This is a genomic window from Amycolatopsis sp. cmx-4-54 (genome assembly GCF_046548895.1).
Lineage (GTDB): Bacteria > Actinomycetota > Actinomycetes > Mycobacteriales > Pseudonocardiaceae > Amycolatopsis.
Window position 1 is genome coordinate 1 of the sequence record NZ_JAEBEJ010000014.1, and the last position, 12,076, is coordinate 12,076.

Consider the following 12,076-nt stretch of genomic DNA (forward strand, 5'->3'; position numbering starts at 1 on the left):
CGGTCACCCACCAGCTCACACTCGACCGCTCAGTACGCTACCAACGTCTCACCAACCAGAAACCGTTCACGAAGTCCTGAAACACATCTGTTCACGAAGTCCTGAAACAGGACAGGTCGTTCTAACCCTCTTTACCACTCACGACCCGGCGGGGCCGTTCTAGCGCGTGAGCAGGTCCCGCAGTGCCTTCACCACCTCCGCCGGTGACTCCTCGGCCATGAAGTGCCCCGACGTGACCGTCCGGTGGTCCAGGTCCGTCGCCCACGCCTGCCAGAGCGCGACGGCGTCGTAGCCCAGCGCGGCGCCCCAGTCCTGCTGGAGCACGGTGAGCGGCATCGTGAGCCGGTTGCCCGCCGCGCGGTCCGCCTGGTCGTGCTCGACGTCGATACCCGCCGACGCGCGGTAGTCGGCGACGATCGAGGTCACCGCGTTCCGCGACGCCTCCAGGTACGCGGCCCGGACGTCGTCGGGGATCGCGTCGCCGCGCCGCGTCCACGCGTCGAGGAAGTGACCGAAGAACGCGTCGGGCGCGGCGCCGATCAGTTGTTCGGGCAGTCCGGGCGGCTGGGCCATCAGGTAGAGGTGGAAGCCGACCGCGGCGGTGGTGCCGTGCAGGACGTCCCACATGTCCAGCGTCGGCAGCACGTCGAGGATCGCGAGATGACTCACCTTGTCCGGGTGGTCGAGGCCGGCGCGCAGCGCCACCAGTGCGCCCCGGTCGTGCCCGGCGAGGGCGAACCGGTCGTGACCGAAGGCCTTCGCGACGGCGACGACGTCGGCCGCCATCGACCGCTTCGAGTAGGTCTCGCCGGTGTCGGCGGGCTTGTCGCTCTCGCCGTATCCTCGCAGGTCAGGGCAGAGGACGGTGTGATCGGCCGCCAGATCCGCCGCGACGTGCCGCCACATGAGATGGGTCTCGGGGAAACCGTGCAGCAGCACGATCGGGCTGCCCGTCCCGGCGACGGCGACGTTGAGGGCCACGTCCTCCGCGACGGGCACACGCTGGTAGTCGAATCCGGTGATGCGCATGGGTACCTTCCTGGTCGTTCCGTGATGACCGCCAGCGTCCCCGGCCCGAATCAGCACCCGGTCAGCGGCGACCGAGCGGCCGGGGCACGATGATCACCGTCCGTGAAGCGAGGAGGTGACGATGCGGTTCGGGGTGCTCGGCCCGCTCGTGGCCGAGGACGCGCGGGGCGAAGTCGGGCTCAAGGGCCCGCGGCACCGCGCGGTGCTGGCCAGGCTGCTGATCGCCCGCGGCCGGGTCGTGCCGGTGGAACGCCTGGTCGACGACCTGTGGGAACGCCCGCCCGAGGGTGCGGTCGGCGCCGTCCAGACGTTCGTCGGTGCCTTGCGCCGGGCGCTGGAGCCGGATCGCGCGCCCCGTGAGCCCGCGCGGCTGCTCGTCACGGTCGCCCGCGGCTATGCCCTGCGCGCCGATTCCGTCGACGCGTGGGACTTCGAGGCCGCCGTCGCCGCGGCTCGTGAACTGCTCGACGCCCGGCGGCCGGACGCGGCACTGTCGCAAGTGGACACCGCGCTCGGGCTCTGGCGTGGTCCCGCGTACGCCGAATTCGCCGACGAGGGCTGGGCCGTCGGCGAAGTCTCGCGGTTGATCGAACTCCGTTCGCTGGCGGGTGAACTCCGTGCCGAAGCGCTTCTCGCGCTCGGGCGTGCCGCCGAGGTGATCCCGGAGCTTGAACCGCTGGTCCGCGAACATCCGTTGCGGGAGAACGGTTCCCGGCTGCTGGCGCTCGCGCTTTATCGCTCCGGGAGGCAGGGGGACGCGCTGGCGGTGTTGCGCACGACGCGCGAACACCTCGCCGACGAGCTAGGCATCGATCCGAGCGCCGGCCTGCGGGACCTGGAGGCCGACATCCTGGCGCAAGCGCCCCGCTTGGCGCCGTCCGAGCCCAAGATCGCCGAAAGGCCACTGATCGGGCGCGACGCGGAGTTGGCCGAGCTCGAAGAAGCCGTGACGCGGTCGCGGCTGGTGCTCGTCTCCGGCGACGCCGGGGTAGGGAAGACCGCGCTCGCCGAAGCGTTCTCCGCTCGTCTCGCCGCGCGTGGCTGGACGACGGCGTGGGGAAGCGATCCCGACGACGAGGGCGCGCCGCCCGCCTACGCCTGGACCCGGATCCTGGCCGCGCTCGCCGACGCCGGCTACGGCCCGGCGCCGACGGCGGAGCCGGGGACCGAAGATCCGCTGGCCGCGCGCTGGCGGTGGCATCGCGCCGTCGCGGCTCAGCTGGCCGGTGCCGCGCCGCTGCTGCTCGTCCTCGACGACCTGCACTGGGCGGGCGAAGAGACCTTGGCGTTGCTGAACTCGGTGCTGGCCGAGCCGGTCTCGATCATCGCGACCTATCGCGGCACCGACCCGCCCGCCCGGCTGACGGACTTCCTCGCCAGGGTCGCTCGCCACGAGCCGTCGCGGATCTATCTCGGCGGCCTGGCCCAGACCGAAGTCGCCGGCCTGGTCCAGGCCACGACCGGAGAACAGATCGATCCGGAAACCGCCGCGGTGATCCATCGGCGCAGCGGCGGGAACGCGTTCTTCGTCCGTGAACTCGCCCGCCTCCTGGCGGCCGAAGGCGTGGCCGCCTTGGACGCGGTGCCGCCGGGCGTCCGCGACGTCGTCCGGCACCGGGTGGACGCGCTGCCGGACGACGTCCACGGTGTGGTGCGGCGTGCGGCGGTGATCGGGACGGACGTCGATCTGGACCTTCTCGGAGCCCTGGCGGGGAAGACCGCGCTCGACGCCGCCGAAGTCGCGGTCCGGCGCGGGTTCCTGACCGAGCGGGCGCCGCGCCGGTTCCGGTTCGCGCATGCGCTCGTGCGGGACACGCTCTACCACGATCTTTCCCGTTCACGGCGGGCACGCGAGCACGGCGAGATCGCCGAGGCTCTGGAACAACTCCGCCCGGACGACGTCGACGCCCTGGCGCACCATTTCCTGCTGTCGGAGGAGCACGACGACCGTGCCGCGCGGTACGCGCAGGCCGCCGCCGAACGGGCCGAAAGTCGTTTCGCCTCAACGGAAGCGGCGCGCCTCTGGGACGCCGCGCTCGCCGCGTACGACCGATCCGGCGCCTCCGACACGGCGAAGCGGCTGGAGCTGATCATGGGCAAGGCTCGCGCTTCGGCGGTCGCCGGTGGGCTCGGCCAGTCGCGGCGGCATCGGGCCGAAGCGTTGGAACTGGCGGAAAAGCTGGGCGACCCGCTGCTGACCGCACGGGTGATCGGTGCCTTCGACGTCCCCGCCAGCTGGACCGAAAGCGACGACCGGGTGCTCGCTTCCCGGATCGCGGAAGCCGTCGAGCGCACCCTCGCCACCTTGCCCGCCGGACGCCTGGCCGAGCGGTGCCGCCTGCTGGCCACCCTTGCCGTCGAAACGCGGAACGCGGGCGGGCAGCGGGCACGCGACGCGGCCAGGGAAGCCGAGGCGCTCGCTCGTCGGCTGGACGATCCGGCTCTGCTGGCGTTCGCGCTCAACGCGCGGTTCCTGCAGTCCTTCGACCGCGCCGGGCTGGCACCCGAGCGGGCCGCGATCGGTGCCGAACTGGTCGGCCTCGCCGCGCGGCACGGGCTCGTGACGTTCGAGGTGCTCGGGCACCTCGTGCTCTTGCAGGCGAAGAGCGCGCTCGCGGATTTCGCCGCCGCGGACCGGCATGCCGCGTCGGCGGACGAACTCGGCGAGCGCTACGGCCTTCCGCTCGTCGGCGTGTTCACCCGGTGGTATCGCGCGATGCGGGCCGCGATGACCGGTTCTGGTGGGGAAGCCGCCTATCGCGCCGCGGCGGCGGGGCTCGCGGGAACGGCCATGTCCGGAGTGGACAACGGGATCCTCGCGCTCGCCCTGTACTGCGACCGGATCCAGCGTGGTTTGCCGCCGGAGGCGCTGGAGGACGACTACGGCGCTTACGAAAGCTGGTGCCGCCCGGTGCTCCCGATCCCGGATTCGCCACGGGATCTGCTGTTCGAGGCGCGCACCTGTCTGCACGCCGTCGTCGCGATCGAACTCGGTGACCGGACCACGATGGAACGCCTCTACGCCGAACTCCTGCCCGCCGAAGAAGAGATCGCCGGTGCGGGGAGCGGGATGCTCACCCTCCGCCCGGTCGCGTACCACCTCGGCGAGCTGGCCACCGCCCTCGGCCGGCGAGAAGCGGCCGCCGAGCACCATCGGAAGGCGCGGGCCATCGCGGTGAAGGCCGGTTCACCGCATTGGGGTTAGCTCACTGCTCCCGCATCGCGCGGCGGATCTCGGCGAGCTTGTCCTTGGCGGCCTTGTCCCGGTCGGCGATCTTCTTGTCGAGCGAAGCGACGTCTTCCTTGCCGCCGAGGCCGGCGAGCTCTGTCGAGCCCAGCGACGTCGTGTAGCGCTGCTCGATCCGGTCCCGCACGTGGTCGAACGAGGGCACGCCGCCCTCGCTGTAATCCGGCTCCGGGACCTCGACCGGCGCGGCCGAGGTCTCCTCGACGATCTCGGCGTCGAGGATTTCCTTGTCCGGTTTGTTCTCGGTCATCGTCCACTCCGTCCTGCGTGCCACGGCACGGCTTCGGTCATCAACCCGAGCATGCCCGAAACCAGCCGCATCTGGTCGACCGTGCGGATGTCGGCTTCGACCAGCCGCGGCGAGCAGACCACGATCGCGAGCGCCTGCGCCCGCGAGAGCGCCACGTTGAGCCGGTTACGGGAGAGCAGGAAGTCCAGGCCACGGGGCAGATCGACCGCCGAGGACGAGGTCATCGTGGTGATCACCACCGGCGCCTCCTGCCCCTGGAACCGGTCCACCGTGCCCACCCGGACACCGGGGTGCCCGGCCTCGTCCAGCGCGCGGGCCACGACCCTGGCCTGCAGGTTGTACGGCGCCACGACCAGGATGTCCTCGTCGCCGAGCGGCCGGGGTTCGCCGTGATCGGTCCAGGCGCGGCCGTGGAGTTCGGCGACCAGGGCGGTGACCGCCTCGGCCTCCTCGACCGACCGCGTCGTGTTGCCGTGGTGGTCGACCTCGGCGAGGTACAGGCCCGATTCGACGCCGTCGATCGCCCGCTCGGCCGCCGAGGGATGCGAGTGCAGGCGGCCCGCGTAGGACAGCCGCGACACCGGCGCGCAGACCGCCGGATGCATCCGGCGGGTCTCGTCGAGGAAGTACCCGAGCTCGGCCGGGATGATGTCCGCCTCGCCGATCAGGTGCCCGAGCGCTGACGCTTCGGCGCCCGCGGGATGCGTCCCCTGCACGACCTGCGGCAACTGCTGCGGATCGCCCAGCAGCAGGAGATTCTTGGCGCACATCGACACCGCGAGCGCGTCGGCGAGGGCGAACTGGCCCGCCTCGTCGATGATCAGCAGGTCGAACGGCTCTTCCCGGATCGCGGCGTTCGCGAACGTCCAGGCCGTCCCGCCGACCAGATGGCCGGTGTCGTGCTCCTCGCGCCATTTCACCAGCGCGGGATTGGTCTTCGGCTGCTCCCACGGCGCGGCCGGATCCGGGGTCCGTTTGGCGCGTTTCGCGCACGGCAGATCCGGTGCGTTCTTGAGCGCGGCGGACAGTACGTTCTCCACGGCCTTGTGGCTGGTCGAGGTGACGGCGATGGTCTTGCCCGCGCGCACGAGTTTCGCGATGAGCCTGCCCGCGAGGTACGTCTTGCCCGCGCCGGGCGGGCCCTGGACGGCGAGCGTGGAGCCGTCGAGCGCCTCGACGGTCTCGATCACCGTGCTCACCAGGTCCGTCCCGGCTTCGGGCAGGCTCCGGTCGTCGCGCAGCCGCGGCGACGTACGCCGGAGGAGATCGACGCCGGGATGCGCGGGCAGCACCGGCAGCGTGTCGACGACGAGTCGGGCGAGATCCGCGACCGCGTCGTCCTTGGGGGAGGGACGCACCGGGCTTCCGGGCAGCACCGCGACCGGCCGGTCGGCGGTGGTCTCGTCGGGCGGGCAGCTCTCTTCCAGGATCAGCTCGACGGCGGTGGCCGAGACGACCTTCGCGTCCCGCGCGGCCGCTCCGTACCGCAGGCGGACGTCGTCGCCGGGGGCGAAGGGATGCGGCCGGTCCGGGTCGCAGCGGAGCATCAGCGAGCGTTTCGCCTTGCGGACCCGGCCGGACGGCGGCACCCATTCCCCGGCTTCCAGCGAGACCGGGACGGTGCAGGCGTTGTCGGTCTCCAGATCGCCGAGCGGGGCGGCCAGCTGGCGGAAGTACTCCCACCACGCCGGATTCGTCTCGCGGCGGTGGTAGCCGACGGACGCGGCCAGCAACGCGCGGGCGCGATCCTCGCCGGTGAACTCCGCCGGATCATCGGGGAGCCCGTCCAGCAGCGGATCGACCAGCGCGGCCAGCTGCGCGGCGCGTTCGGCGCGCTTCTGAGCGGCGACGTCCTCCTCGGTCTGCCGGAGCAGAGCGTCCACATCGGACTCTTCCGGCGGCTCGGCGAGTTCGATCCCTTCCTCCGCGCGGACTTTGTGGAGGAACTCGAAGAGCCGCAGCGTGGAGACACAGTCGTATTCGTTGTAGTCGCTGATCCCGCGCAGCACTTCGTCCGCGTGTTCGGTCTCGCCGGAGGCGGTGAGCGTCAAGTACTCCTCATACGCCTCGATGCTCGAGACCGCCGTCTTGACATCGCCGTCGCGGGCTTCGGGCATGTAGAGCGGTTCGAGGTACTTGATGGAGTACGACCGCTGCGAGACCCGGAGCGCCTTGCGCACCACGGAATACAGGTCCACCAGACCACCGCTGCGCAGCAGATGGTCGACGGCGTCCTCGCGGGTCCCGTGCACGGCGGCGAGCCGTTTGATCGCGGTGACCTCGTACGGGGCGTAGTGATAGACGTGCGAGCCGGGATGCTCGGTGAGCCTCGCGATGGCGAAGTCGACGAACTCTTCGAAGGCCCGCTTCTCTTGAGACCGGTTGTGCGCCCAGAACGGCGTGAACTTCGTCCCGTCTTCGGCGGTCACGGCGCCGAAGAGGTATTCGAGCCCTTCGCCCGCCAAGGCGTACGGGTCGCCTTCCATGTCGAAGAAGACGTCGCCGGGCGCGGGCGGCGGGAGTTCGGCCAGCGCGTCCGGATCGATGACCTCGTAGGCGATCTGCCCGGTGTCGTCCTGCCGGACCTGGATCGCGGCCTGGGCACGCAGCGTGGTGAACGACGTCGTCGAGATGTCGCGCGGCCTGTCCTCCGGTGCGGCGGCCGCGAGCGCGTCGATGGTGCCGAGGCCCGCGGCGACGAGTTTGCGCCGCTGGTCACCACGCATCCCCGCGACCAGCGAAAGATCGCGATCGGCCTCGCGGGCGCTCGCGCAGTGCGCCGCGTAGGAACAGGCGCCGCACGCGGGTCGCTCGTCGGCCCACAGCGGGGCAGGCAGTGTGGGCGGCCGGTTCTCCAACCGGGCGCGGAGCCGGTCCACCAGCGGGAGGAAGTCGTCGACGCGGAACGACCGCGTGCTGTGATCGCCCAGCAGCAGATGCATCCGCGGCCCGGACGGCCAGCCCGCCCGGCGCAGCGCGTCGGCGTACGCGGTCAGCTGAACGACCGCCGCGGGCTTCGCGTGCCTGGCCAGCTTCGTGTCGTAGACCTCATAACGGCCTTCGTCGTCCCGCATCAGGAAGTCGGCGCGGCCGGAGAACTCGCCGTCGTGGAAGACCGCCTGGTAGATCACCGGCGCGCCGGCCCGTAGCGCCTCTTCGGTGGCCTTCGCGGCGACGACCGGATCGCGTTCGTCGATCTCGACGACGGCGCTCCGTTCTCCGCGCAGCTTGTCCAGCGTCGCGGCCTCGTGCGCGCGCCCGTGCGTGACCGCCAGCTGATCCGGCCCGGAGCCCGGCCGCGGCGCTCCCGGGAGGCCGGTCGCCAGCGCCTGGTTCAGGAGGCTGCGGTGCTCGCATTCGAGCAGGTCGGCGAGATCGGACGGGGTGTACATCGCCCGGGAGTCTCGCACGGACTCCCGGATGGACGGTCCCGGCGCGCCGGAGTCAGCCGGAGGTGTGGTCGAACTTCAGATGCGAGGTGATCCGGTAGCGGTCGCCCCGGTAGATGGAGCGGGTGTACTCGATCACGCGGCCGCCCGCGTCGCGGGTCGTGCGCTCGAACAGCAGCGCGGGCGAGTGCTGCGGGACGCCGAGCAGGCCGGATTCGTCGGCGTCGGTGACGGTCGGCTCGATGATCTGCACGGCCGTCGCGGGAACGACCTCGTACCGGGTGCGGAGCAGTTCGTAGAACGAACCGGACTCGAAGCCCGCGGCCGTGATATCTGGTACGAGGTCCCGGGGGACCATTATCCGTTCGATCGCCATCGGCGCGTCTTCGACCACGCGGACGCGGGTGACGGCCACCAGCGTGTGGCCGGGGGAGACCTCGAGCCGTTTGCCGAGCCGCGCGCCCGCCGGCGTGGTGGCGAAGTCGATCACCCGGCTGGTCCAGTGGCCCTCGGCGGGCGGGGCGAACTGCTCGCCGCCGGTGGCTGGGACGAGGTCCTGGGAGATCTTGCGCGGCGCGGTGAAGGTGCCGCGGCCGTGCTCGCGGACCACGAGACCGTCTCGCTCCAGCTCGTCGATCGCGGCCCGCAAGGTGGGACGCGAGACTCCGATTTCACTGCTCAGCGCGCGTTCCGAAGGCAGGACCTCGCCCGGCTGCCGCCGCTCGATGAGCTGGCGTAGCCGGTCCTTGACCTCTGTTCGCCGCATGACCACAGCCTACCCAGTGGTCAGGACGAATTGGCTGGTGGACAAGTTGTCTAGACCTGTTGACTTTACCAGTGCCGGGGGCGACGGTGAAAGAAACTGACCAGTGGTAAAGGAGACGACGATGTCGACCTCAGGGAAGTTTCGCGTCGCCGCCGTCGCGGCGCTGTCGGTCGCCGCACTGACGGTGGCGCCGGGTGCCGTGGCCGGAGTGGCCGCTTGCGGGGCACTGTTCGACGATTTCCACTACGGCTCGCACACCGACGGACTCCTCGCCCGGCACGGTTGGCAGGTGCGTTCCGGCGCCGGCGGCCCCGGCGTCGGAGGTGCGCGCTGGGCTCCGGAGGGCATCACATTCCCGACGTCCGACGGCGACAAGGTGCTGCAACTCGCCTCCACCACCGACGGCACGCCCGCGGGTACGACGCAGACCGAGATCATGCAACCCGACCGGCGGTTCTTCGAAGGGACCTACGCGGCCCGGATCCGCTTCTCCGACGCGCCGGTGTCGGGCCCGGACGGTGACCGGATCAACCAGACCTTCTTCACCATCAGCCCGCTCCGCCACGACAACGACCCGACCTACAGCGAACTGGACTTCTCGGAGTACCTGCCCAACGGCGGATGGGGCGAGGCGGGGCCGGTGAACTTCCAGACCAGCTGGCATACGTACACGCCGGATCCTTGGTACGCCGAGAACAAGAGCGCCAGCCAGCGCCGCAGCATCGACGGCTGGCATTCCGTCGCCGCGACCGTGTCCGGCGGCCATGTGCGGTACTACATCGACGGCACCCTGGTGGCCGACCACGATCGCAGTGGGCCGTTCGATGTGTACCCGCGGCAGAACATGTCCCTGAACTTCAACCAGTGGTTCATCGACCTCACGCGGCACAGCGGCGGCACGAGCACCTACCTCGAACAGGTCGACTGGGTCTACTACGCGAAGAACGAGGTCCTGACGCCGCAGGCCGCCGCCGAACGGGCCGCGTCGTACCGGTCCTCGGGCGTGCGGTACACCGACGATCTCGGTGGCTGTTAGATATGAGCCGTGGACGGGCTGACTGAGCGTTTCGAGGAACATCGGACCAGGCTGCGGGCGGTGGCGTACCGGATGCTGGGTTCGGTCAGCGAGGCCGAAGACGCCGTGCAGGACACGTGGCTGCGGCTCGACCGCACCGAGGCGGCGGAGATCGAGAACCTCGGCGGCTGGCTGACCACGGTGGTGGCGCGGGTGTGCCTGAACGTGCTGCGCTCGCGCGACCACCGTCGGGAAGAACCACTCGACGACCACCTCGCCGAACCGGCCGATTCCACCGCCGATTCCACCGCCGATCCCGCCGCCGACGCGGTACTCGCCGACTCGGTCGGGCTGGCGATGCTGGTCGTCCTGGACACGCTCGCACCCGCCGAACGGCTCGCGTTCGTCCTGCACGACATGTTCGCGGTGCCGTTCGACGAGATCGCCCCGTTCATCGACCGCACCCCGGCCGCCGCCCGCCAACTCGCGAGCCGCGCCCGGCGCCGTGTCCAGGGCCGATCCGTCGCCACGGAACCGGACGTCGCGCGACGACGCCAGGTCGTCGACGCCTACCTGGCCGCGGCCCGCGGCGGCGACTTCGACGCACTCCTCCACCTTCTGCACCCCGACGTCGTCCTCCGCGCCGACAAGGCGGCGGGCCCTTCGCGCGCGCCGATCTTCCTGCGGGGCGCGGACACGGTCGCTCGTGGTGCGGCCGCCGCTTCGGTGCGGGCGGCGGTCACTCAGCTCGCGCTGGTGAACGGAAGCATCGGCCTCGTGATGGCCGACGAAGGACGGCCTTCGGTGGTCCTCGCGTTCGCCTTCGTGGACGGGAAGATCAGCGAAATCGACGTCATCGCGGACCGGGAACGGTTGCGGGGGCTGGACCTGGTGATGGTGGACTGACCCGGGTTGCGGTTCGGTCGCGAACGAGTACCGATGGACCTGTCTCTTGTCCGGAGAGGTTAACGGTCTCCTGTCGGGTGCCGCCTTCTGTTCAAGGTTCGTTGAGACAGGACGAGGAGGCGACCATGTCGGAGGGAACTGCCCGGCGCCACGAAGTGCGGGAGAACGAGTCCTATCGGGACGCGTATCAACGCGATCGCGATCGAGTGCTCTATTCATCCGCGTTCCGACGACTGGCCGGGGTGGCGCAGGTCGCCGCGGTCAATGAGCAACTGGTGCTGCACAACCGGCTCACGCACAGTTTGAAGGTCGCGCAAATGGGCCGAAGACTCGTGCAGCATCTCCGCGCTCAATCGGGCGTGTTCCCAGCGGGATCGGACTTGAACGAGGACGTCGTCGAGACGGCGGGACTCGTGCACGACATCGGGCATCCGCCGTTCGGGCACATCGCCGAGGAGGTCCTTGACCAGCGGCTCGCGCAGGTCGCCGGGCTGGAGGGCTTCGAAGGGAACGCGCAGTCTCTCCGGGTGGTGACGAAACTGGCCCGGCGGAAGGAGGAGCACATGGGGCTCAACCTGACCCGGGCGACGCTGAACGCGATCCTCAAGTACCCGCGTCTCAAAGCCTGTGACTCGTGCAAGACCACCGCGCTGTGGACCGATCGTGGATACGGCGACAAGTGGGGTGCCTATCAGACCGAACGGGAAGACTTCGAATGGGTGCGGGAGAGCGACCATGATGAGCTCAGAACCGCGAACGCCGTCCTGATGGACTGGGCCGACGACATCAGCTATGCGACCCATGATCTCGAGGACTACTTCCGGGCGGGGTTGATCCCTTTGCACGGCCTGTCGGTGGACAAGGAGCGCATTGTCAAGCACGGACTCCGTCGCTTGAAGGACTACGAAGGATTCGACGAGGCCCGCTTCCGGGATGAGCTGGACACGATCATCGACGAGTTCGGCGGCCATCTTCACTCGCAGTTCTGGGAGACTCGCCGGAACCGAGTACAGATGAACAAGATCACCAGCGGTCATCTCTCCCGTTTTGTGGAAGCGGTCCGGCTCCTCGATGAGCCTCCTTACGTAGCGGTCGATCAAGCCAGCCAATATCGGGTAGTCGCACTGAAGGAACTCACGTGGTTCTACGTGATCGACAGGCCGCCGCTGGCCATCCAGCAGGAAGGTCAGAAGAGGATCATCGGTTCGCTGTTCGATCGGTTGATCACGTGCTTGGAGAAGTCACCGAGCAGCCCGAAGATTCCTATCCAGCTCCGCGTGATCTACCGCGACATCAAGCGCGACGATGAGGCGAAGGGAACCTTCGGCGAGAACAAGGAAGCCCGATGCGCTCGGGCCGTCACCGACTATATCTGTCTGCTGACCGAGGCGCAGGCCGTCGACCTCGGGAAGCGGCTGGAGGGTCGGTCGCAGAGTTCGATGTTCGGTACCTGGTTCAACTGAGTGAGGGCATG

The 12,076-nt window shown here is 69.8% G+C and carries 8 protein-coding genes; 4 read left to right on the forward strand and 4 right to left on the reverse strand.

The window, feature by feature from the left end:
* Window positions 1–159 precede the first annotated feature (159 nt).
* Window positions 160–1,029: an alpha/beta fold hydrolase gene (locus tag ACLJQ7_RS35235; protein WP_410652492.1), complete on the reverse strand. Its 870-nt coding sequence runs from the start codon at window positions 1,027–1,029 to the stop codon at window positions 160–162.
* Between the two features lie 121 nt (window positions 1,030–1,150).
* Between ACLJQ7_RS35235 and ACLJQ7_RS35240 the strand changes: the two genes are divergently transcribed.
* Window positions 1,151–4,234 carry a BTAD domain-containing putative transcriptional regulator gene (locus tag ACLJQ7_RS35240; RefSeq protein ID WP_410652493.1) on the forward strand — a complete coding sequence of 1,028 codons (3,084 nt, stop codon included), beginning with the start codon at window positions 1,151–1,153 and terminating at the stop codon, window positions 4,232–4,234.
* Between the two features lies 1 nt (window position 4,235).
* Here the strand turns inward: ACLJQ7_RS35240 and ACLJQ7_RS35245 are convergent, their stop codons facing one another.
* The 3 genes from ACLJQ7_RS35245 to ACLJQ7_RS35255 are packed head-to-tail and all read right to left on the reverse strand — an operon-like array spanning window position 4,236 to window position 8,681.
* Entirely contained in the window at window positions 4,236–4,526 is a 291-nt protein-coding gene (locus ACLJQ7_RS35245; protein WP_410652494.1) for a hypothetical protein, read from the reverse strand.
* Window positions 4,523–7,918, reverse strand: coding sequence for a TM0106 family RecB-like putative nuclease (locus ACLJQ7_RS35250; RefSeq protein ID WP_410652495.1), 3,396 nt, complete (start codon window positions 7,916–7,918; stop codon window positions 4,523–4,525). The genes ACLJQ7_RS35245 and ACLJQ7_RS35250 overlap by 4 nt, the downstream gene beginning before the upstream one ends.
* A gap of 52 nt (window positions 7,919–7,970) precedes the next feature.
* A complete protein-coding gene (locus tag ACLJQ7_RS35255; protein WP_410652496.1) occupies window positions 7,971–8,681 on the reverse strand; it encodes a GntR family transcriptional regulator in 711 nt (236 codons plus the stop codon).
* Window positions 8,682–8,802: 121 nt separating this feature from the next.
* Here ACLJQ7_RS35255 and ACLJQ7_RS35260 point away from each other — a divergent pair, with 121 nt between their 5' ends.
* From ACLJQ7_RS35260 to ACLJQ7_RS35270, 3 genes are all read left to right on the forward strand, one after another.
* The gene (locus ACLJQ7_RS35260; protein WP_410652497.1) at window positions 8,803–9,717 is read left to right on the forward strand and encodes a glycoside hydrolase family 16 protein; all 915 of its coding nucleotides are present in this window, start codon (window positions 8,803–8,805) and stop codon (window positions 9,715–9,717) included.
* A gap of 9 nt (window positions 9,718–9,726) precedes the next feature.
* Window positions 9,727–10,602 carry a sigma-70 family RNA polymerase sigma factor gene (locus tag ACLJQ7_RS35265; protein ID WP_410652498.1) on the forward strand — a complete coding sequence of 292 codons (876 nt, stop codon included), beginning with the start codon at window positions 9,727–9,729 and terminating at the stop codon, window positions 10,600–10,602.
* 125 nt (window positions 10,603–10,727) lie between these two features.
* Window positions 10,728–12,065 carry a deoxyguanosinetriphosphate triphosphohydrolase family protein gene (locus tag ACLJQ7_RS35270; RefSeq protein ID WP_410652499.1) on the forward strand — a complete coding sequence of 446 codons (1,338 nt, stop codon included), beginning with the start codon at window positions 10,728–10,730 and terminating at the stop codon, window positions 12,063–12,065.
* The last annotated feature ends 11 nt before the right edge of the window (window positions 12,066–12,076 follow it).